This window comes from Halorubrum sp. SD612, from assembly GCF_002135005.1.
The window spans coordinates 1-20,555 of record NZ_NEWI01000004.1 but is presented as its reverse complement, the minus strand read 5'-3'; the positions used below and the strand labels follow the sequence as shown (position 1 = coordinate 20,555).

The window sequence follows — 20,555 nt, the reverse complement described above, 5'->3', positions numbered from 1 at the left end:
TTCTCTTTCCCGCGCCGTACGCTCAGTCCGACGACTCGGCGGTCTCCGCGGGCGACTCCGGCCGGTCGACGCCGGTGAACTCGAACCGAGCGCCGCCGCGTTCCCCCTCCGTCACCGCAACCTCCCAGCCGTGCGCCTCGGCGATGCGCTGGACGATGGAGAGCCCGAACCCGGTGCCGGTCTCCGAAGTCGTGTAGCCGCTCTCGAACACCTCGTCGCGGCGGTCCGCGTCGATCCCGGGGCCGTCGTCCGCGACGTAGAACCCGTCCGGGAGGTCGCCGACGACGACGCGGTCCCCGCCGTGTTCGTCGGCGTTGCGGAACAGGTTCCCGAGCAGCTGGCCGACCCGCCCGGAGTCGGCGCAGATCTCGCCGTCGGCCTTGACCGCGACCGTGACGCGAGGCTCTCCCTCCGTCTCGTCGCCGCCGAAGGGGTCCTCGCCCTCGGCCGACCCGAACGCGTCGTCGCTGTACCGGGCGGCCAGCTCGCCCAGGTGGACGGGCTCGAACGAGCCGACCGCCTCGCCCTGTTTGGCGAGCGTCAGGACGTCCTCGATGAGTCGCTCCATCTCGTCGAGCGCGCGCTCGCACCGGTCGAAGTACGAGTCGTCCCCGGTCTCGCGGGCGAGACGCAGGTACCCCGAGAGGACGTTGAGGGGGTTCCGGAGGTCGTGTGAGACGATGCTCGCAAACTCGTCGAGCCGCTCGTTCTCCCGTTCGATCCGGCGCTCGTACGCCTTCCGCTCGGAGATGTCCCGGCTGCTCGCGAGGAACCGGTCTTCTCCCCGAACGTCGATGCGTCGCACGTGGACCTCGACGGGGAACGTCGACCCGTCCGCGCGGGTGAACGTCGTCTCCAGCCGCACCGTCTCGTCCATCTCCAACCCCTGCCAGAGCCGTATCCCCTCGTCGGGCTCCAGCTCCGCGTCGACCTCCCACACGTCCATCCCGACGACCTCGTCGCGGTCGTACCCCAGCTCTCGGGTCATCTCCCGGTTGGCGTCGACGATCTCTCCCCCCTCGTCGTGGATGTCGATCATGTCGGGAGACCCCTCGAACAGCGCTTCGAGGCGCGCCGAGGTGCGTTCGAGCCGGCGCTGGCGCCGTCGCTGCTCGGTCACGTCCCGAGAGATGCCGAGGACGCCGTCGAGCTCGCCGTCGATGACCAGCCGGCTGAAGTCGTAGTCGACGATGGCGTCCGACTTCGTCGGCAAGTCGACTTCCGTCGTCCCGGTCAGCGAGTCGCGGTCACCCTCGACGAGCGCCCGCCACGGGTCCCCGTCGCCCGCCGCTCGAACACGCTCGACGAGGCGACTCGGCTCGCCGGCGAGCCCCTCCGGAGCGGCGTCGTACACCTCGGCGAGGTGGTCGTTGACGAGGGCGAACCGGCCGTTCGCGTCGTATGTACAGACGGACTCGGGCAGCTCGTCGACGATCCGCCGGTACCGTTCGAGGTCGCGTTCGCGCTCCTTCTCTTCGGTGACGTCGATGTGGATCCCGACGGCCCGCCGGGGCTCGCCGTCGTCGGTCCACTCGACGACACGACCGCGGTCGCGGATCCACTTCCAGTCGCCCGACTCCGTCCGCATCCGGTAGTCCGACTGGTAGAGGTCCGACTCGCCGGCGAAGTGAGCCTCGATGGCGCTCCACGCGGCGTCGATGTCGTCGGGGTGAACCCGCTCTTCCCAAGTGCCGAGCTCGAACGCCAACTCGTCGCGCTCGTGCCCCAGTATCGCCGCCCACCGCTCGTCGAACCGGACCTCGTCCGTCCGGACGTTCCAGTCCCAGACGCCAATGTCGGCGCCTTCCACGGCCAGCTGAAGGCGCTCGGAGAGCTCGCGGAGCTCTCGCTCCCGCTCTCGCCGCTCGGTCACGTCGCGGAAGTACAGCGCCCGCCCGCCGGGGGCCGGGTACGCGTTCACCACGAGGTCCGCGCCGAGCCGGTCGACGTGGTATTCGAACCGCTTCCCCTCGCCGGTCTCGGCGACCTCGCGCAGCGCCGTCTCGGCGTCGGTGCCGACGATCTCCGGGAACAGGTCCCAGATCCGCTCGCCGAGCACCTCATCCGGGTCGCGCTCGATGAACTCGGCCGCCCGCCTGTTGAGGTACGTCAGCCGCCACTCGGCGTCGAGTTCGCAGAAGGCGTCGCTGGTGTGCTCCAAGTGCGTGGCGAGCCGACGGTCGTCCCGCGTCTCCGAGACGAGTTCGGTCACCGCGCCCGCGAGCCGCGCGTACTGGTCGGCGGGCTCGCTCCGCCTGACGTACTCGTCGACCCCGGCGGAGATCGCCTCACTGGCGACCGCTTCGGACCCCGATCCGGTGAACAGGACGAAGGGCACGTCGCCGTGTCTGTCACGGACCGTTTCGAGCAGGTCGACCCCGTCGGTCTCCGCCAGTTCGTAGCCGGACACCACGCAGTCGAACGTCGCCGCGGACAGTGCGTCGAGCGCCGCGTCGGCGTCGACCGCCGTTCGCACCTCGATCCGGTCGTCGCGCGACTCGAGCCGCGAGGCGGCCGCCTCTGCGAATCCCAGTCCCCCGTCGACGACGAGCACGCGGACCGGCGACGCCGCTTTCGCTCCGGCCGTCCCGTCGGCTCTGTTCGCTCCGCTCATCCGGACTGATGTTTTCTATTCGACATGATAACCGTTTCGTTCGGTTTCACCGAATAACCGCCGAAACGGAGATACCGGAGCCAGCGGGGAGCAGCGCCGGCGCCGACGAGTACGCGAACCGGTGACGGCGCGTTCGCCCCGCCGTCCCGTCGGTCCCGTACGGTCCGCACACCCGGAGTAATATATGTAACTCGATATGATGACCGTTCCGTTCGATCTCATCGAACGACCGTCGAAACGGCGATTCCGGAGCCGACGGGGAGGATCGCCGTCTCCACCGCGTCGTCGGAGCGGACGGTCCCCACGTACTTGCCGATGCCGCGCGTCGCTCCGTCGACGGCGTCGTCCGGCAGCGGCTCGCCCGCCTCGAAGTGTGCGACGAGGGTCTCGAAGTCGATGGGCCCCCGGGCGATGTTGTCGGCGACGATCACGCCCCCGGACCGGACTTTCGGCAGGACGGTCCGGTAGGCGTCGGCGTACCGGCCCTTCTGGTGGTCGATGAGGACCACGTCGAAGGGCCCGTCGTAGCGGTCGACCGTCTCCATCGCGTCGCCGACCTCGAAGGTGACGCCGTCGGCGTAGCCGTGGTCGGCGGCGAACGCGACGCCGCGCTCGGCCTCGTCGGCGTCGAACTCGGTACAGACCACGCTCTCGGCGCCGCCGCGGAGGAACCACGTTGCCGAGTAGCCGAAGCCGGAGCCGAACTCGAAGACGCGGTCGGCGTCCGTCAGCCGCGCGAGCAGCCGGAGGACCGCCCCCGCCTCGGGACCGATGATCGGGAACCCCCACTCGTCGGCGAGGTCGGCCATCTCCGCTTGGACCGCGGTGTGGTCCGGCGCGGTCGCGGCGAGGAAGCGGCGCGCGGGGTCCGTGAGTACGTCCATGCGGCCGTGTCGAACGCGGGATACTTAAATCGCCCCCGCGAGGAGGGGGTGCCGTGGCGCTGCCGGTCGCGCGGCCCGCGCCCGCCCGTCCCTGAAAACTGTTAAGTCCCGTTCGGTCGACCGATTTAGTAATGTACGACCCTGAGGAACTCGCCGAGATCCGGGAGGGCAAGGAGTCGTGGGAGGCGGGCACCTACGGCGAGACGGTCGACCGGTTCGGCGAGCGCGAGGAGACGTTCACCACCGACACCGGCGGGCAGGAGGTCGATCCCCTGTACACGCCGGCAGACGTCGACCTGGACTACCGCGATGACCTCGGTTACCCCGGCGAGGAGCCGTACACCCGCGGCGTCTACTCGACGATGCACCGGGGGCGGCTCTGGACGATGCGCCAGTACGCCGGGATGGGCACCGCGGCGGAGACGAACGAGCGGTTCCGCTACCTCATCGACGAGGGCTCCTCGGGGCTGTCGATGGCGTTCGACCTCCCGACGCAGATGGGGTACGACTCCGACGCCGCGATGGCCGAGGGAGAGGTCGGGCGCTCCGGCGTCGCCATCGACACGCTCGACGACTTCGAGACCGTCTTCGACTCGATCCCCCTCGACGAGGTGTCCACGTCGATGACGATCAACGCGCCCGCGGCGGTCCTGCTCGCGATGTACGTCGCGATGGGGGACAAGCAGGGCGTCCCGCGCGAGCAGCTCCGCGGGACGATCCAGAACGACATCATGAAGGAGTACATCGCGCGGAACCTCTACATCTACCCGCCGGAGCAGTCGATGCGGCTTATCACGGACGTCTTCGAGTTCTGCGCCGCCGAGGTCCCCAGCTTCAACACGATCTCCATCTCGGGGTACCACATCCGCGAGGCGGGCTCGACCGCGGCTCAGGAGATCGCCTTCACCCTCGGCGACGGCATCGAGTACGTCGAGGCCGCCCTCGACGCCGGGCTCGACGTCGACGAGTTCGCCCCGCAGCTCTCCTTCTTCTTCAACGCCCACAACAACATCTTCGAGGAGGCCGCGAAGTTCCGCGCCGCCCGCCGGATGTGGGCGCAGATCATGGAGGAGCGGTTCGGCGCGGAGAACCCGAAGTCGAAGCAGCTGAAGTTCCACACGCAGACCGGCGGCTCGACGCTCACGGCCCAGCAGATCGAGAACAACGTCGTCCGCGTCTCCTATCAGGCGCTGGCCGCGGTCCTCGGCGGCACCCAGAGCCTCCACACGAACGGGAAGGACGAGGCGCTCGCGCTGCCGACGGAGAAGTCCGTCCGGACCGCGCTCCGCACCCAGCAGATCCTCGCGCACGAGTCGGGCGCGGCCGACACGATCGACCCGCTCGCCGGCTCGTACTACGTCGAGGACCTCACCGACGGGATCGAGGAGGAGGCGTTCGAGATCCTCGAGGAGGTCGACCGACGCGGCGGCATGCTGGAGGCCGTCGAGAGCGGGTGGGTCCAGCGGCAGATCCAGGACGTCGCCTTCGAGCGCCAACAGGAGATCGAGGAGGGCGAGCGGGTCATCGTCGGCGTCAACGAGTTCGAGGTCGACGAGGAGCCGGAGATGGACTTAGAAGAGGTCGACCCCGATCAGGAGCAGAACCAGCGGGACCGCCTGAAGGGGGTCAAGGACGAGCGCGACGACGACGCGGTCGACGAGGCGCTCGCCGGACTGCGCGAGGCCGCACAGGGGACGGAGAACGTGATGCCGCACGTCGTCGACGCCGTGAAGGCGTACGCGACGGTCCAGGAGATATCGGACGTGCTCCGCGACGAGTTCGGGGAGTACAAGCCGGGGCGGTGAGGTCGGAGACGATCCGCGGTCGCCCCTGTCCGGGCGTTTTCAGTCCGCGCCGCGGACGACGTGACCGTACTTCAGCAGCGCGACGAACACCGCGCCGCCGACGGCGTTCCCGACCGTCGCCAGCGCGAGGAACGCGATGTAGTCCATCGGAGTGATCGCCGAGGAGACGATCAGCCCGAACAGTACCTCGACGTTGCCCGCGATCGAGTGCGGGAGGTGGAGCAGACCGATCGTTCCGGTGACTATCAACACGAGGAGGATCCGAGCGGTCGTGTCCTGCGCCGCCGCGACGAGCCACGCCAGCAGCCCCATGAGCCACCCGGCGAAGACGCCGCCGACGAACAGCCACGGGAGGTCGTGGTCGACCAGCTTCAACGCGATCGTCTCGAAGGAAGTCGGGTCGACGACGCCGAGTTCCGGCATTAGCAGCGTCACGAGCAGCGTGAACAGCAGCCCGCCGACGATGTTCCCCGCGTACACCAGTCCCCAGAGCCGGCCGAGCTGGCGGACCGAGGCCTGCCGATCGATCACCGGGATGACCGCCAGCGTCGTGTGTTCGGTGAAGAGCTCCGAGCGCCCCAGTATCACGAACATGAAGCCGACGGAGTAGACTGACGCCAACAGGAGCTCCGTCGTCAGATCGCCGAAGGTCCCCGGAGAAAGCGTCAACACGACTGCCATCATCAGCGGTCCGAACCCGATGTCGAGCCCGGCGGACAGTCCCGAGAGGAGGAGCCCGGACCGTTCGCGGTTCATCTCGTGGAGCCCGCTTTTGAGCAGCGACCCGAGGATGTTCCGCGAGGTCATCTGCTCCGTCGAGCCGCCTGTCTCTGAGTCGCTCACGGCTGGGTGATGATACGGGGTACGGCAGGGACGCACCCAAACCTTGGGATAGGGGCAGGGCGACCGGGAACCGCGCGGTCATTATAAGTCGACGCCGCCGGAACTGAACCGTATGCGCTTCGACCACGTCGGCGTCGCGACCCGCGACGCGACCGACTTAGCCGACCTGTTCGGCGGCCTGCTCGACGCCCCGGTCGCCCACGAGGAGACGTTCGACGACATGCGGATCGTCTTTCTCGAACTCGACGGCGGTGGGTACTTCGAGCTGCTCGAACCGGACGCTGGCGGGACGATCGCGGAGTATCTCGACCGCGAGGGACCGGGAGTTCACCACGTCGCGCTCGCGGTCGACGACCTGCCGGCGGCGCTCGACCACGCGCGCGACCTCGGTATCGACCTCGTCGACGAGGAACCGCGCCCGGGGGCGTGGGGCCACGAGGTCGCGTTCTGCCACCCGCGGTCCACCGGCGGCGTCCTCGTCGAGTTCGTCGAACACTGAGAGCGGTTCCGCCGGAGGGAGCCGCCGCGATTCAGTCCGCCGCCTCGATCGCCGGGTCGTGCGTCTCGTACCAGCCGAGAATCTTCTCTAGCCGGTGGATCGCGCGGTCCGGGTCACCGATGTTGTGGTGCTCGTCGGGGTAGACGACCAGCTCCGCGTCGACCCCCTGCTTGCGGGCGGCGACGTACAGCTGCTCCGACTGGGAGGGCGGACACCGCCAGTCCTCGCCGCCGGCCATCACGAGCAGCGGGGTCTCGATGTTCCCGGCGTCCAACATTGCCGTCGACGACGCGTACGCCTCGGGGTCCTCCCACGGGAGCCCGAACTCCGCCTCCAGCCAGACGTGGGTGTCGTCCGTGCCGAACGCCGAACGGAGGTCGTAGATGCCGTGCTCCGGCGCCGCGGCGGTGAACAGGTCCGGCTCCTGCGTGACGAGGAACCCCTGCGCGATGCCGCCGTACGAGAAGCCGTGGCCGAACACGCGGTCCGGGTCGACCCACCCGCGGTCCGCGAGCGACTCGACGCCCGCCGCGATGTCGTCGACCTCTGCGGTGCCCCACTTTCCGCTCAGTTCCGCGGTGAACTCCCGGCCGCGGGAGGTACCGCCGCGGTAGTTCGGCCGGAACACGAGGTACCCTCGGCTCGTCAGGGCGGCGTGGCCGAAGCTGAACACCGGCTCGTCGTACGACATCGGGCCGCCGTGGATCGCCACCACCAGCGGGTGGTCGCCGTCGTCCGGATCCACGTCGGGGCCGTGGTAGAGCACGCCGTCGAGCGTCCAGCCGTCAGACTCCCACTCGACGCGGCGGGCCTCCGGCATCGGGAACTCGCCGGTCAGCGACTCGTTGACGCTCGTGAGGCGGCGAAGGGAGTCGGGTTCGGCGGCCGCGTCGAGGTCGGTGACGTCGACCGCGTACAGGTCGGTCCCGGACTCCGGCTCAGAAAGGACCGTCACCGCGGTCGCCCCGTAGTCGGCGACGTCGAACCCGACCATGGCCCGGTCGCGGCCCTGCGCCTCGAAGACGCGCTCCGCGCTGCCGTCGGTCTCGACACGGACCAACCGGGTGTGGCTCTCGTCGGCGATCCGGGTGTAGATCGACCCGTCGACCCACTCGACCCCGCCGCCGCGGGCGATCGTCCGGTCGAGAGCGGCAGTGACCGAGGTCGGGGCGTCGCGGTCGTCGGCATCCGGGTCGTCGCCTTCCCCCCCGGCGGCGTCGACGAGGTACACCTCCGCCGGCGCGGGCGGGTCGTCCGGGTCGCTCGCGGTCGTCGCGATCCGGTCGCCGTCCGGGTGCCACGCGGGCGCGCCGTGGGCGAGGTCGCCGCCCGTGAGCCGCTCCGCGTCGCCCCCGTCGGCCGACACCGCGTAGAGATCGCGGACGGTGGTGTCGTCGGGGCGGTCGAGCCGACAGGAGGTGAACGCGATCCGGTCGCCCGGCCCCCACGTCGGGTCCATGCCGGCGACGTCCTCGAACGCGCCGCCGCCGTGCGCGTCGTCGAGCCGCCGGGGGTCGGTCTCGGGGTCGTCGAGGTCGACGACGAAGAGGTACCGCGTCACGTCGTCGGTCCACCCGGCGCCGTTCACCTTGTGCTGAAGGCGGGTCGTCTCGATCGGGCCGCCCTCCTCGCGGACCTGGTCGAGGTACTCGGACTCCTCGTCGGTCGGGTCGCGCGACTCGATCACCAGTCGGTCGCCGTCGGGCGACCAGTCGAACCCGGCGACGCCCTCGTCGCGCTCGGTCACCTGTCGCGCGTCGCCGCCGAGGGCGAGGTCGAAGATCCACACCTGCGGCTTGGGCTCGTCGTCGCCGCCGAGGTGGTTCTCGCCCTCACCGTCGGCCGATTCGTCGTCCGCGTCGTCCTCGCTCGCGTCGCCCTCCGCGTCGCCCGCGTCCTCATCGTCGCGGTCCCGCCAGCCGACCCGCTTCTCGGCGTCGCGATCGCGGGCGGCCACGAACGCGAGGCGGTCGCCGTCGGGTCCCCACGTCGGCGAGGCGGCGCCCGACGCGCTCGTCAGGCGGTGGGGCTCGCGGGAGCCGTCGGTCGGGACGACGAACAGCGAGGAGACCGCCTCGTCCGCGGCCTGGTCGTACTCGGTCGCGGTGAAGGCGACGCGGTCGCCCGCCGGTGAGACGGCGACCTCGCCGATCTGGGTCAGGTCGTAGTAGGCGTCGAGCGGCAGTTCCGACATGGAACCACCCAGCGGCGGGCGCAGGAAATACGTTCGGGCCGCGGAACCCCGCGGACGACGGCGGGCCGACCCCGTCGTGTCGGGGGCACTGACGGCGACCGACTTAACCGCGCCGCGGTCCGACCGCCGACCGTGTTCCGCGACCTCTCGCGACCGACCGAGACGGGGATGCCGACGTACCCGGGCGACCCCGACGTGACGCTCGCGCCCGACGCGACCCACGAGGCCGACGGGTACGCGACGAGCGAACTCCGGACCGGCACCCACGCGGGAACCCACGTCGACGCGCCTCGCCACACGCTCCCCGAGGGGGAGGCGATCGACGACCAGCCGGTCGGTCGGTTCGCCTTCGACGCGCGCCTCGTCGACCTTCGACCGCTGCAACCGCGAGCGGCGATTCCGCCCGAGGTGCTGCCCGAGCCGAGCGACCTCGACCCCGGCGTCGACCTCCTCGTCCTCCGCACCGGCTGGGCGTCTCACTGGGGGAGCGACCGGTACCGCGACCACCCGTACCTCACCGCGGCGGCCGTCGAGCGCTGTCGGGCCGCGGGCGTCGGGGTCGGCCTCGACACCTTCGGACCGGATCCGACGCCGGCGGCGAGCGGCGCGGCCGACGCGCGGTCGTCCGAACGGAACGAGCCGGACGGGACCCCCGCTCACGACGCGCTCTTGGGCGACTCGCTCCCGATCGTCGAGAACCTCCGCGCGCTCGACGGCCTCCCGTCGCGGTTTCGGCTGTACGCCTTCCCGCTCCGCCTTCGCGGCGCCGACGGGTCGCCGGTGCGCGCGGTGGCAGAGTGGGCGGACTGAGCGGCGCATCGAACGCTCGGTCAGGAGCGGCGCCTCGCCGGCGCCCCAGACCAAACCCGTTTTAAGCGTCGGCGACGAACCGCGTTTCAAGGTCGATATCCATGGAAATGCCACGCCGCTTCAACACGTACTGCCCCCACTGTGACTCCCACCACGAGCACGAGGTGGAGAAGGTTCGATCGGGTCGCGCGACCGGAATGAAACGCGACGCTCGGCAGCGACGCCGCGCGCTCGCGACCATCGGCAACGCCGGCGGGTACTCGAAGGTGCCCGGTGGCGACAAGCCGACGAAGAAGACCCACCTGAAGTACCGCTGCGGCGACGGCGGGAAGGCTCACATGCGCGAGGGATGGCGCGCCGGCCGTCTCACGTTCCAGGAGTAAGCATGGCGGGAGACTTCCACCACGTCGCCTGCGGCGACTGCGAGAACGAACAGGTCGTCTTCGGCAAGGCCTCCTCCACGGTGTCGTGTGCGGTCTGCGGCACGACCCTCGCGACCCCGACCGGCGGTGAGGCCGAGCTTCACGGCGAGATCGTCGAAACCGTTGAGGCGCGGTAACCGCCTCGCATCTCCGTCATGAAGTACAGCGGCTGGCCCGAACCCGGCGAACTAGTGGTTGGCGAAGTCGACGAGATAGCCGACTTCGGCGTGTTCGTCGACCTCGACGAGTACGAGGAGAAGCGCGGCCTCTGCCACATCAGCGAGGTCGCCTCCGGCTGGATCAAGAACGTCCGCGACCACGTCCGCGAGGGACAGACGGTCGTGGCGAAGGTGTTGGAGATCGACGAGTCGTCGAACCAGATCGACCTCTCGATCAAAGACGTCAACGAACACCAGCGCAAGGAGACGATCCAAGACTGGAAGAACGCCCAGAAGGCCGACAACTGGATGCTGATCGCGCTCGGCGAGGACGTCGACGACGACCGCTACACGACGGTCGCGAACGCCCTCCTCGCGGAGTACGAGAGCCTCTACGACGCCTTCGAGGCGGCCGCGATCAGCGGCGACGAGGCGCTCGACGACGTCGACGTCGACGGCGACACCGTCGACGCGATCGTCACGGCCGCCCGCAACAACGTCTCCGTCCCGTACGTCGACGTGACCGGGTACGTCGACCTCGAGTCCGCGGCCCCCGACGGCGTCGACGACGTGCGCGACGCCCTCGCGGCGGCCGAGGGGAACGGCGAGATCCCGGACGGTGTCGACCTCGACGTCGGCTACGTCGGCTCACCAGAGTACCGGATCAAGGTCCGCGCGCCGAACTACAAGACGGCGGAGTCGCAGCTCGAGGCCGCCGCCGAGCGCGCCCGCGAGTCGATCGAGGCCGCCGGCGGCGCCGGCGAGTTCCACCGCGAGCGCCGCGAAGACGACGAGTAGCGCCGATCGGCCGAGGACACGACCGTTTTCCCGTAACACGACCCTTCTATCCGTGAAATCAGATATCCGCGTCTGCGCGAACTGGGAGCGCGTCCACGACCGACCGGTGTACGCGCTCGGCGACCGCTGCCCGGAGTGCGACGGTCCCACCGAGAACAGCGCGCCGGCCCCGTTCGGGCCGGAAGACCCGTACGGCGAGTACCGGCGGCGGGCGCGACGACGGACGGAGTGACCCCTCGGTCGGTCGCGAGGACGGTACCGACGCGCGAATAGCCACCCTCTTGTGACCGCCGCCCGGACGAACGGGGTATGGAGGACATCGAGATCGACGAGGTCGCGACGCCGGAGCTGGACGACCCGGTGTTGATCGAGGGGCTGCCGGGCGTCGGCCACGTGGGGAAGCTGGCCGCGGAACACCTCTTGGAGGAGTTCGACGGGGAGTTAGTCCGCCGGGTGTACGCCACGGAGTTCCCGCCGCAGGTGAGCGTCGACGATGAGGGGGTCGCGGAGCTGACCTGCGCGGAGTTCCACGCCGTCGAGACGGACGGCGCCGACCTGCTCGTGCTGACCGGCGACCACCAGGCCGGGTCGAACGCGGGCCACTACCGGCTCACCTCGACGTTCCTCGACGTCGCCGCGGAGTTCGGCGCCGAGCGCGCGTTCGCCCTCGGGGGCGTCCCGACCGGCGAACTCGTCGAGGAGTACACCGTCCTCGGCGCGGTCTCCGACGGCGACCTCACCGCCGACCTGGAGGACGCGGGCGTCGAGTTCCGCGCGGACGAACCGGCCGGCGGCATCGTCGGCGTCTCCGGCCTCGTGCTGGGGCTCGGCGGTCGCCGCGGCTTCGACGCCACGTGCCTGATGGGCGAGACGAGCGGCTACCTCGTCGACCCGAAGAGCGCGCGGGCCGTGCTGGAGGTCCTCGAAGCCGTCCTCGATCTGCGCGTCGACTACGAGAGCCTCGAGGACCGCGCCGAGGAGATGGAGGAGGTCGTCGGCAAGATCCGCGAGATGCAGGAGGGGCCGGCGGTGCCGGACGACGACCTCCGGTACATCGGCTGAGCGCGGGCAGACCCTCGACGCAGTCCGGCAATTTTTCTCTTCCTCGCCCACGCGCTGCTCCGCCGTCCGCCGACCGGGACTCCCGCTTCCGGCAGAGCTAAACCGCATCCCCGATCATCGTTCGTGTATGTCTGAGGTACGCGTCGCCGGTGTCGGGCTCACACCCTTCGGCAGCCACCCTGAACGGACCGGCCGCGATCTGTTCGCGGAGGCCGCGCTCCGGGCGTTCGAGGACGCCGCAGTGGCTCGGTCCGACGTCGAGGAGCTGAACTACGGGAACTTCATGGGCTCGCTCGCCGAACACCAGGGCCACCAAGCGCCGCTGATGGCCGAGGCCGCCGGGGTCCGCTGCCCGGCGACGCGCTACGAGTCGGCCTGCGCGTCGGCCGGGGTCGCGGTCCGCGAGGCGGTCCGGACGGTGGCGGCCGGCGACGCCGACGTGGTCCTCGCGGGCGGAATGGAACGGATGACGAACCTCCCGACCGACGAGGTGACGGAAGGGCTCGCCATCGCCGCCGACGACCTATTCGAGGTCCGGTCGGGCGTGACGTTCCCCGGCGCGTACGCGCTCATGGCGAACGCGTACTTCGACGCCTACGGCGGGACCCGCGAGGACCTCGCGCACGTCGCGTCGAAGAACCACGCCAACGCGGTGCCGAACGAGTACGCCCAGTACCGGAAGGAGGTGTCCGTCGACGAGGCGATGGACGCCCCGCCGGTCGCGGAGCCGCTCCACCTGTACGACGCCTGTCCGATCACCGACGGCGCGAGCGCGCTCGTGCTCGTTTCCGAGGAGTACGCGGCCGACCGCGACCTCGACGCGCCGGTCGCGGTGACGGGGGCCGGACAGGGGACCGACCGGATGGCGCTCGGCGACCGCGACAGCCTCGCGCGGACGCCCGCCGCGGACGACGCGGCCGACGCGGCCTACGCCGACGCCGACATCGGTGCCGACGCGGTCGACGTCGCGGAGGTCCACGACTGCTTCACCATCGCCGAGGTGCTGGCGCTGGAGTCGCTCGGACTGTTCGAGCCGGGTGAGGGGATCGCGGCGGCCCGAGAGGGCGTCACGACCGCCGACGGCGACCTCCCGGTGAACCTCTCCGGCGGCCTGAAGGCGAAGGGCCACCCGGTCGGCGCGACCGGCGGCTCGCAGATCGCGGAGCTGACTCGCCTACTGCGGGGCGACCACCCCAACAGCGACCACGTTCCGGACGCCGAGGTCGGCGTCGCGCACAATGCGGGCGGGACCGTCGCGAGCGCGGTCGTCCACGTGCTGGAGGTGGCGGAATGAGCGACGACGGCGCGGACGCGGCGGACGCCTCGTCGCCGACGGACCGAGAGTACGCCGAGTGGCTCGACGCGCTCGCAGACGGGGACGGGTTCGCGGTCGTCTGCCCGGAGGGGCACGGTTCCCTTCCCCCGCGGCGGGTGTGTCCCGAGTGCGGCTCCCCCGAACTCTCGCGGGAGCCCCTCGACGAGACGGGGACCGTCGAGACGTACAGCGTCGTCCACGTCCCCTCGCCGCGCTTCGCCGACGACGCGCCGTACGCGACCGCGGTGGTCGACTTCGGCCCCACGCGGCTCACCGGCGTGGTCCGCGACGGCGACGCGGAGCGAGACGGAGACGACGCCGCCCCGGCGGTCGCGATCGGCGACGCGGTGACGGTTGACGTCGGCGAGCGGGCCACCGACGGCGAGCGGCTGGTCGCCTTCCGTCCGGCCGCCGGTGAGACCCCGGCCGAAGACGAGTGAGCCGCGAGCGGCGGGCTGACGGACCGGTTCGGGAGCCCCGGGCGATCGCGGCCGGCGACCGCTGACCGCTCGGACGGAGCCGACCGCTCGACGCCTGCGGGGCAAAACCGTTATACCCGAATGGTAAGTAATCCGAGTGTATGATCGACCGCATCCCGGTCCTGCTCGTCGACGACGACCCGGACCTGCGTGCGGTCGTCGCGTCGTTCTTACGGGAGGAGCGAGACCGGATCGCGGTCGAGACGGCGCCCGACGCGGCCGCCGGACTCGAGACGCTGTCGGAGCGCGACGTGGAGTGTATCGTCTCCGACTACGAGTTGTCCGGTCGAGACGGCCTCGATCTCCTCGACGAGGTCCGTGAGCGCGACCCGGACCTTCCCTTCATCCTGTTCACCGGAGGGGGGAGCGAGGCGGTCGCGAGCGAGGCGATATCCGCGGGGGTTACCGACTACATGCGGAAGTCCGGCGACACGGAGCAGTGCGAGCGGCTGGCGGACCGGATCGTCGAGGCCGTCGAGCAGCGGCGGGCCGAGCGGGAGGCCGAGCAGGCCGTCGGACAGTTCCGCGCGGTCGCAAAAGGGGCGTCGGACGCGGTCCTGTCGGTCGACACCGACGGCGTGATCCGGTTCGCGAACGCCGCCGTCGAGCCGATGTTCGGGTACGAACCGGCCGATCTGGAGGGTGAACCGCTCACGACGCTGATACCGGAACGACACCGCGACGACCACCTCGAGGCGGTCGATCGGTATCTCGCCGACGGCGAGCGGAGCGTCGACTGGTCAGACGTCCGGTTCAACGCGCTCCACCGCGACGGCCACGAGGTCCCCGTCTCCATCTCGTACGGTGAGTTCACCGCGGACGGCGAGCGGCGGTTCGTCGGCGTGGTCCGCGACGACAGCGAGCGCGAGCGACACCGGGCGTTCATCGAACACGCCGGCGACGTGGTCACGGTGCTGTCGAGCGACTGGCGATTCCGGTACCTGAGTCCGTCGTGCGAAAGCGTGATCGGCTACGCGCCGTCGGACCTCCTCGGCGAGCGGGCGCTGGAGTACATCCACCCGGAGGATCGAGATGCCGTGAGTGAGGCGCTCGGCGCGCTCGAGGGCGACGGGGACCCCCCGACCGCCGAGTACCGGTTCCGAACGACCGACGGCGGCTACCGCTGGCTCGAGTCCGTCGGCAGCGACCGGATCGAGACGGACGGCATCGAGGGGTACGTCGTCACCACGCGCGACATCTCCGAGCGGAAGGAGCGCGAGCGGACGCTCGCGAGCCTCCGGGAGTGGACGCGGGAGCTCAACTACACGCGAACCACCGACGAGGCGGCCGAGCTGGCGGTCGAGGCGGTCGACGACCTGATCGACGCCGGGTTGAGCGGGATCCACCTGCTCTCGGAGGACGGCGAGAGCCTCCAGCCGGCCGCGCTCGGCGACTCTGTGCCGATGCTGTTCGAGGAGCAGCCGTCGTACGACCGCGACGCGCCGGCAGGATCGCGCGCGGCGCTGGCGTGGGGCGCCTTCCGCGGCGAGGGGTCGGTCGTCATCGACGAGCTCTCGTCGTCCGATCGGTTGGACGAGCCTTCCCCGGCGGAGAGCCTCGTGTTGGGCCCGATCGGCGACCACGGGCTGTTCGTCGTCTCCTCCCCGGACCCGCACGAGTTCACCGACACCGACGTCCTCGTGGCGGAGATCCTCACCGACCACCTCGAAGCGGCGCTCGACCGGATCGAGCGCGAGAGCCGCGTCGAGCGGCTCCACGGCGCCACGCGGACGCTCGTCCGCGCGGAGTCGCGGGAAGCGATCGCCGAGCAGGCCGTCGCGGCCGCCACCGACGTCCTGGAGTTCTCGATCGTTACCGTCCGGCTCTACGACGAGGCGGCCGGCGGGCTGGTCCCAGTCGCCGTCTCCGACCGCGCGACGGAGGTGTTGCCCGAGCGGGAGACGTTCACGCCGGACGGCGGGAGCCTCAACTGGGCGGCGTTCGAGGCGGGCGAGCTCCGGAAGTTCGACGACATCCGGACGACCGACGCGCTCGACGTCGACACGCCGCTCCGGAGCCTGCTCATCGTTCCGATCGGCGAGTTCGGGACGATATCGATCGGCGAGACGGAGCCGGGCATGCTCGGCAGCGTCGACGAGTACCTCGCCGGAATCCTGGCGACCGCGGCCGAGACGGCGTTCCAGGCCGAGGCGCGCACCCGTCGCCTCGCGGATCGGACTGCGGAGTTGGAGCGGCAGAACGACCGACTAGAGGAGTTCGCCGGCGTCGTGTCACACGACCTCCGGAACCCGCTCGAAGTCGCGCGGGGCCGGACCGAACTCGCGCGCGAGGAGTGTGACAGCGAACACCTGGCGGCGGTCGAGCGCGCCCACGACCGGATGACCGCGCTGATCGACGACCTCCTCACGCTCGCGCGCGAGGGCGACCCTGTGACCGACGCCGAGCCGGTCGACATCGCACGGGTCGTCGGCGCCTGCTGGCGGACCGTCGACACCAGCGACGCGACGCTGCGCACCGAAGTCGAGGGGACGGTGGTCGCGGACGAGGGGCGACTCAAACAGCTGTTAGAGAACCTGATCCGGAACGCGATAGAACACGGCGGCGAGGACCTGACCGTCACGGTCGGATCGCTGCCGGACGGTTTCTACGTGGCCGACGACGGCCCGGGGATCGACCCGGACCTGCGCGGGACGGTGTTCGACGCCGGCTACTCCACATCGCAGTCGGGGACCGGATTCGGGTTGCGGATCGTCGAGCAGGTGGCCGACGCGCACGGCTGGTCGGTGCGGGCCGTCGAGAGCGAGGCCGGGGGGGCGCGCTTCGAGATCACCGGGGTCGAGTCGGCAGACTGACGGCGACCGCGGAGGAGAAACGGAGTCGGACGGCGGCGGACTCAGTCCCGCGTGACCAGTTCGACCTCGTGGCCGTCCTGGTCCTTCGTGAACGCGTAGTTGTGGTCACAGGAGGCGGGGTCGCGGTAGTCGGGGGCCTCGCGGGTCATCAGCGCGTCCCACGCGTCGTCGAGGTCGTCGACGCGGACCGCGACGTGGCCCCACGCGTCGCCCATCGTGTACTCCCGGCCGTCGTAGTTGTAGGTGAGTTCGAGCTTCATCGCCTCCTCCGGCGCGTCCTCGGGCGCCACGAAGTAGTTCGAGAAGGTGTCGGCCTCCCAGCGGCCGGGGTACTCGGTGTACTCGAACTTGCGGGTCCAGTAGCCGAGCGCCTCGTCGGCGTCCTCGACACGGACCATCGTGTGGTCGATGCTCCACTTCGCGCCGTGGTCGCGCTTGACGATCTCGATCTCGTGGCCGTCCGGGTCCTTCACGAACGCGTAGCGGTTCCCGCAGGACTCGGGGTCGCGGTAGTCGTCGACGCCCTCCGACATCAGCTGGTCGTACGACTCCTGGAGCGCGTCCTCGGGGACGCGAACCGCGATGTGTCCCCACGCGTCGCCGAGCTCGTAGCTCCGGCCGTCGTGGTTGTACGTGAGTTCGAGGAGCGCGCCGTCCTCGTGAACGTCCTCGGGACCGAGGAAGACGTTGGTGAAGGTGTCGGCCTCCCAGCGGCCCTTCTCCTCGTAGTTCAGGTGGGTCTGGTACCAGTCGAGGCTCTCCTCTAAGTCCTCGACGCGGATCATCACGTGATCGAAGGTTCCGTCCATACGCGAGTTATCGGCCGCTCGTGTCAAAAGCGTACTGAACCCCGAAGGTGCCCGCGTCGTTCGACCGAGCCCGCTGATACCGCGAGCGCTCGCGTTTTGTTAACGCCTCACGACGTGGGTAAGTGTAGATCGATACCCCACGACGCACGTCTGTCGCCGACCTGCGGCGGACGTCTCCATGGCAAACGAACCGATCAGGCCGTCGACGCCAGACGGCACGGCAGCGCAGTCTCGTCCGCGCGCAACCACCCCCGCCGCGGGGTCCCTCGGACGGGTCGCCGCGTTCGACGCGGGCGCGCTGTTCACCGCGCGTTCGTCGCCGGCGTCGCGCTCCTCGCGCTCGGCGGGTGAGGCGGCGCCCACCGGTAGGTTCGGCCCGGTGACGCCGGAATTTTCAATCAGGTGAACAGACTCGATGAGTTATAAATCCGATCTGTGTAAAAAACGGCATGGCCGCGTTGAGCCCGCTCTCCGTCGCTCTCCTCGTCGCCGTGACGGTCGGTCTGGCGGCGGCGATCCTCGCGTGGCGGGAGCGACCGGAGCCGGGCGCGACGTGGCTCGCGGTGTTGCTCGCCGGGCAGGTCTGGTGGGCGACGTTCCTCGTCTTCGAACTGGAGGCGACCACGCTGCCGGCGAAGGCGCTGTGGTACGACGTCCAGTGGGTCGGCGTCGTGGCCATCCCGGTCGGCTGGCTCTTCTTCGCGCTGGCGTACACCGGCTACGACCGCTACGTGACGCCGTTCTCCGTTGCGCTGGTGTCGGTCGTGCCCGTCGCCACCGTCGCGGTCGCCGCCGCGGACGACCCGGGGAACCTCCTCACGGTCGGTCGATTCGTGCGCGAGACCGCGGTCGGAACGTTCCTCGACGTCGTCCCCGGTCCGCTGTACTACGTCATCGCGGGGTACACCTACCTCCTCGGCGCCGTCGGTTCGGTCCCACTTATCCAGCTGATCCGCGACGACGCGCGCCCGTTCCGCGGGCAGAGCGCGGCGCTGCTCGTCGGGACCGCGGCGCCGTGGGCCGGGAGCGTCGCCTACCTCTCCGGCGCGATTCCGATCTCGGGGCTCGATCCGACCCCGCTGGTGTTCGTGGTCTCGGGGGTGGCATACCTCCTCGCGCTGTCGCGGTTCCGACTGCTGACGCTCGCGCCCGCGCCGCGCCGCCGCGCGCGCCAGCTCGTCTTCGAGCAGCTCCACGACCCCGTCTTCGTCGTCGGCACCGAGGGGCTCGTCGTCGACCTGAACGAAAGCGCGGCCGAGACGTTCGGCGTCGACCGGCGCGCGGCGATCGGCGAGCCCGCCGACGCGGTCGTCCCGAAGTACGAGACGGTCAGCGAGCCAGACGGCGCCGAGGGTGACGCGCCGCGAGCGGTCCCGATCGTCGGCCGCGACGGGCGGCGACCGTACGAGGCGACTGTCAGGGACGTGACCGACGACCACGACCGCACCACCGCCCGAGTGATAACCTTCCACGACGTCGGCGCGTACCTCGGCCAACAGCAGCGGCTCAACGTGCTCAACCGCGTGTTCCGTCACGACGTGCGGACGGAGACCAACCTCATTCAGGGGTACGCCGCGCGGCTCCGGACCGACCCGACGGACGAACGCGCGCTCTCGGTCATCGAGGAGAGCGCCGGGCGGATGCTCGAACTCAGCGAGCGCACCCGGACCGCCGGCGAGCTGTTCGCCCCGACCGAGGAGTCCGGGTCGGCGCCGCTGCCGGACGTGGTCGACGAGGCCGTCGCCGACGCGCGGGAGATCGATCCCGACGCGCGGATCGAGGTCGGAACGGTGCCGTCCGTCTCGGTGTCGGTGGTGCTGCGGGTCGTCTTGGAGAACCTCTGTTCGAACGCGGTCCGACACAACGACGCGGACGAGCCGTGGGCCCGGATCGACGCCCTCGTCGAGGACGGCTGGGTCGAGGTCACCGTCGCGGACGACGGTCCCGGCATCGACCCCGCGGAGTACGACGTGTTGGACCGCGGCACCGAGACGCCGCTGCGCCACGGGAGCGGGATCGGCCTGTGGATCGTCAAGTGGGGCGTCGACCACCTCGGCGGCCGGATATCGTTCGCGGAGCGCGAGCCGAGGGGGACGGCGGTGACGGTCTGCGTCCCGGTTCACGACCGGGGCGGTTCGGACGCCGACCGCGAAGGTGACGTTCCCGACGACTCGCGGTCGGCCGACGAGTCGGCCCCGCTGGGGCCGCCGCCGAACGCGGGTCGATAGGCACTTGCCTCCGGGCGGTGACCCCGTGGTATGGACGCTACGGCCACGACCTACCTCCCGTACGCGCTGCTCGCCATGGGTGCGTACGCGCTCGTCTCGCCGCTGATGCGCGTCGCCACGACCGGTCCGAACGCGATCCCGAGCGACGTCGCCGTCGTCGTCTCGAACACGCTGCTCGTCGCCATGGCGCTCGGCGTGATCGCGTACACCGGACAGGAGTTCACCGGCCACCTCGCCTCGCCGAAGCTGGCGCACGTGCTCGCCGCGGGCGTGTTCCTCGGTATCGGGATCCTCGCACTGTACCGTTCGCTCTCCGCGGGTCCGGTGAGCGTCGTGACGCCCATCTTCGCGATGTTCCTCGTCTTCTCGTCGGTGATCGGCTTCCTCTTCCTCGGTGAGTCGTTCACGGCTCGGAAGGGGCTCGGGATCGTCTTCGCCGCCGCGGCCGTCTACCTCGTCTCGGGCGCCTGATCGGGCGACGGCTCGGCCCGCGACCCCCGCTCGATCCGGAACCGCCTGCCGCGTGACGAAACTCCTTTAGCCGCCAGCTGAAAAGGCGGGCATCTGCCGTGTCTCGCCTTCCGAACTCCCTCCGCGAGCTGATCTCTCGGCTGCCGAACCCCTTCCGCGCGCTGATCCTCTACATCGGCTTCGCCCTCGCGAGGGCCGGGCTGATCGACCGTCACCGCGTGGTGCGGACCACCGACCTCGCGTGGCCCCGGATCGTCACCGGGATCGCCCGGATGTCGAAGAACGCGGTCGACGTCGCGATGGTCGGCGTCGCGGTCGGCACGAGCGCCGTCGCCGGCGTCGGCTTCGCGG

18 protein-coding genes and 1 pseudogene are annotated in these 20,555 nt (G+C 70.4%); 14 read left to right on the top strand and 5 right to left on the bottom strand.

The genetic code is table 11. The annotated features are described in order from the left end of the window. Positions 1-22: 22 nt before the first annotated feature. Together B9G38_RS01075 and B9G38_RS01070 are read right to left on the bottom strand one after the other, a co-directional pair. Positions 23-2,614 (bottom strand): PAS domain S-box protein, encoded by a 2,592-nt coding sequence (locus tag B9G38_RS01075; protein WP_086219190.1) that lies wholly within the window; start codon positions 2,612-2,614, stop codon positions 23-25. A gap of 218 nt (positions 2,615-2,832) precedes the next feature. Next, positions 2,833-3,498 carry an O-methyltransferase gene (locus tag B9G38_RS01070; protein ID WP_086219189.1) on the bottom strand — a complete coding sequence of 222 codons (666 nt, stop codon included), beginning with the start codon at positions 3,496-3,498 and terminating at the stop codon, positions 2,833-2,835. Between the two features lie 131 nt (positions 3,499-3,629). Between B9G38_RS01070 and B9G38_RS01065 the strand changes: the two genes are divergently transcribed. Then, a complete protein-coding gene (locus tag B9G38_RS01065; RefSeq protein ID WP_086219188.1) occupies positions 3,630-5,303 on the top strand; it encodes a methylmalonyl-CoA mutase in 1,674 nt (557 codons plus the stop codon). A gap of 39 nt (positions 5,304-5,342) precedes the next feature. Here B9G38_RS01065 and B9G38_RS01060 read toward each other — a convergent pair whose 3' ends face one another. After that, positions 5,343-6,146 (bottom strand): formate/nitrite transporter family protein, encoded by an 804-nt coding sequence (locus tag B9G38_RS01060; protein WP_086219187.1) that lies wholly within the window; start codon positions 6,144-6,146, stop codon positions 5,343-5,345. Between the two features lie 112 nt (positions 6,147-6,258). On the opposite strand from B9G38_RS01060, the gene mce reads away from it, so the two are divergent. After that, positions 6,259-6,645, top strand: a complete 387-nt coding sequence (gene mce, locus B9G38_RS01055; protein ID WP_049929624.1) for a methylmalonyl-CoA epimerase — start codon at positions 6,259-6,261, stop codon at positions 6,643-6,645. Positions 6,646-6,676: 31 nt separating this feature from the next. Here mce and B9G38_RS01050 read toward each other — a convergent pair whose 3' ends face one another. After that, positions 6,677-8,839: a S9 family peptidase gene (locus tag B9G38_RS01050; RefSeq protein WP_086219186.1), complete on the bottom strand. Its 2,163-nt coding sequence runs from the start codon at positions 8,837-8,839 to the stop codon at positions 6,677-6,679. A 132-nt stretch (positions 8,840-8,971) separates the two neighbouring features. Between B9G38_RS01050 and B9G38_RS01045 the strand changes: the two genes are divergently transcribed. From B9G38_RS01045 to B9G38_RS01005, 9 genes are all read left to right on the top strand, one after another. Continuing rightward, the gene (locus B9G38_RS01045; RefSeq protein ID WP_080508532.1) at positions 8,972-9,649 is read left to right on the top strand and encodes a cyclase family protein; all 678 of its coding nucleotides are present in this window, start codon (positions 8,972-8,974) and stop codon (positions 9,647-9,649) included. Positions 9,650-9,750: 101 nt separating this feature from the next. Then, positions 9,751-10,032: a 50S ribosomal protein L44e gene (locus B9G38_RS01040; RefSeq protein WP_086219185.1), complete on the top strand. Its 282-nt coding sequence runs from the start codon at positions 9,751-9,753 to the stop codon at positions 10,030-10,032. 2 nt (positions 10,033-10,034) lie between these two features. Further along, the gene (locus tag B9G38_RS01035; RefSeq protein WP_086219184.1) at positions 10,035-10,208 is read left to right on the top strand and encodes a 30S ribosomal protein S27e; all 174 of its coding nucleotides are present in this window, start codon (positions 10,035-10,037) and stop codon (positions 10,206-10,208) included. Positions 10,209-10,226: 18 nt separating this feature from the next. Then, positions 10,227-11,027, top strand: coding sequence for a translation initiation factor IF-2 subunit alpha (locus B9G38_RS01030; RefSeq protein ID WP_086219183.1), 801 nt, complete (start codon positions 10,227-10,229; stop codon positions 11,025-11,027). 52 nt (positions 11,028-11,079) lie between these two features. Further along, positions 11,080-11,259, top strand: coding sequence for an RNA-protein complex protein Nop10 (locus B9G38_RS01025; RefSeq protein WP_049929627.1), 180 nt, complete (start codon positions 11,080-11,082; stop codon positions 11,257-11,259). A gap of 77 nt (positions 11,260-11,336) precedes the next feature. Further along, positions 11,337-12,089: a proteasome assembly chaperone family protein gene (locus tag B9G38_RS01020; protein ID WP_086219182.1), complete on the top strand. Its 753-nt coding sequence runs from the start codon at positions 11,337-11,339 to the stop codon at positions 12,087-12,089. Between the two features lie 127 nt (positions 12,090-12,216). Beyond that, the gene (locus B9G38_RS01015) at positions 12,217-13,383 is read left to right on the top strand and encodes a thiolase domain-containing protein (RefSeq protein WP_086219181.1); all 1,167 of its coding nucleotides are present in this window, start codon (positions 12,217-12,219) and stop codon (positions 13,381-13,383) included. Continuing rightward, positions 13,380-13,844, top strand: a complete 465-nt coding sequence (locus B9G38_RS01010) for a Zn-ribbon domain-containing OB-fold protein (RefSeq protein WP_086219180.1) — start codon at positions 13,380-13,382, stop codon at positions 13,842-13,844. The genes B9G38_RS01015 and B9G38_RS01010 overlap by 4 nt, the downstream gene beginning before the upstream one ends. Positions 13,845-13,984: 140 nt before the next feature. Further along, the gene (locus B9G38_RS01005) at positions 13,985-16,696 is read left to right on the top strand and encodes a PAS domain S-box protein (protein ID WP_086219179.1); all 2,712 of its coding nucleotides are present in this window, start codon (positions 13,985-13,987) and stop codon (positions 16,694-16,696) included. A 41-nt stretch (positions 16,697-16,737) separates the two neighbouring features. Here the strand turns inward: B9G38_RS01005 and B9G38_RS01000 are convergent, their stop codons facing one another. Continuing rightward, positions 16,738-17,505 carry a VOC family protein gene (locus B9G38_RS01000; RefSeq protein ID WP_049929632.1) on the bottom strand — a complete coding sequence of 256 codons (768 nt, stop codon included), beginning with the start codon at positions 17,503-17,505 and terminating at the stop codon, positions 16,738-16,740. Positions 17,506-17,954: 449 nt separating this feature from the next. Between B9G38_RS01000 and B9G38_RS00990 the strand changes: the two genes are divergently transcribed. The 3 genes and pseudogenes from B9G38_RS00990 to B9G38_RS00980 form a co-directional block, all read left to right on the top strand. Beyond that, entirely contained in the window at positions 17,955-19,733 is a 1,779-nt protein-coding gene (locus B9G38_RS00990; protein ID WP_086219177.1) for a histidine kinase N-terminal 7TM domain-containing protein, read from the top strand. Positions 19,734-19,763: 30 nt separating this feature from the next. Further along, positions 19,764-20,204 (top strand): EamA family transporter, encoded by a 441-nt coding sequence (locus B9G38_RS00985; protein WP_049929634.1) that lies wholly within the window; start codon positions 19,764-19,766, stop codon positions 20,202-20,204. A gap of 98 nt (positions 20,205-20,302) precedes the next feature. Then, positions 20,303-20,555: pseudogene (locus B9G38_RS00980) on the top strand (MATE family efflux transporter); the annotation flags it as partial.

What these genes read in the sequence shown, in the direction of transcription:
- B9G38_RS01075 (WP_086219190.1), bottom strand. Translation starts at nt 2,614, where the DNA reads ATGAGCGGAGCGAACAGAGCCGACGGGACGGCCGGAGCGAAAGCGGCG.
- B9G38_RS01070 (WP_086219189.1), bottom strand. Translation starts at nt 3,498, where the DNA reads ATGGACGTACTCACGGACCCCGCGCGCCGCTTCCTCGCCGCGACCGCG.
- B9G38_RS01065 (WP_086219188.1), top strand. Translation starts at nt 3,630, where the DNA reads ATGTACGACCCTGAGGAACTCGCCGAGATCCGGGAGGGCAAGGAGTCG.
- mce (WP_049929624.1), top strand. Translation starts at nt 6,259, where the DNA reads ATGCGCTTCGACCACGTCGGCGTCGCGACCCGCGACGCGACCGACTTA.
- B9G38_RS01050 (WP_086219186.1), bottom strand. Translation starts at nt 8,839, where the DNA reads ATGTCGGAACTGCCGCTCGACGCCTACTACGACCTGACCCAGATCGGC.
- B9G38_RS01040 (WP_086219185.1), top strand. Translation starts at nt 9,751, where the DNA reads ATGGAAATGCCACGCCGCTTCAACACGTACTGCCCCCACTGTGACTCC.
- B9G38_RS01035 (WP_086219184.1), top strand. Translation starts at nt 10,035, where the DNA reads ATGGCGGGAGACTTCCACCACGTCGCCTGCGGCGACTGCGAGAACGAA.
- B9G38_RS01030 (WP_086219183.1), top strand. Translation starts at nt 10,227, where the DNA reads ATGAAGTACAGCGGCTGGCCCGAACCCGGCGAACTAGTGGTTGGCGAA.
- B9G38_RS01020 (WP_086219182.1), top strand. Translation starts at nt 11,337, where the DNA reads ATGGAGGACATCGAGATCGACGAGGTCGCGACGCCGGAGCTGGACGAC.
- B9G38_RS01015 (WP_086219181.1), top strand. Translation starts at nt 12,217, where the DNA reads ATGTCTGAGGTACGCGTCGCCGGTGTCGGGCTCACACCCTTCGGCAGC.
- B9G38_RS01010 (WP_086219180.1), top strand. Translation starts at nt 13,380, where the DNA reads ATGAGCGACGACGGCGCGGACGCGGCGGACGCCTCGTCGCCGACGGAC.
- B9G38_RS01005 (WP_086219179.1), top strand. Translation starts at nt 13,985, where the DNA reads ATGATCGACCGCATCCCGGTCCTGCTCGTCGACGACGACCCGGACCTG.
- B9G38_RS01000 (WP_049929632.1), bottom strand. Translation starts at nt 17,505, where the DNA reads ATGGACGGAACCTTCGATCACGTGATGATCCGCGTCGAGGACTTAGAG.
- B9G38_RS00990 (WP_086219177.1), top strand. Translation starts at nt 17,955, where the DNA reads ATGGCCGCGTTGAGCCCGCTCTCCGTCGCTCTCCTCGTCGCCGTGACG.
- B9G38_RS00985 (WP_049929634.1), top strand. Translation starts at nt 19,764, where the DNA reads ATGGACGCTACGGCCACGACCTACCTCCCGTACGCGCTGCTCGCCATG.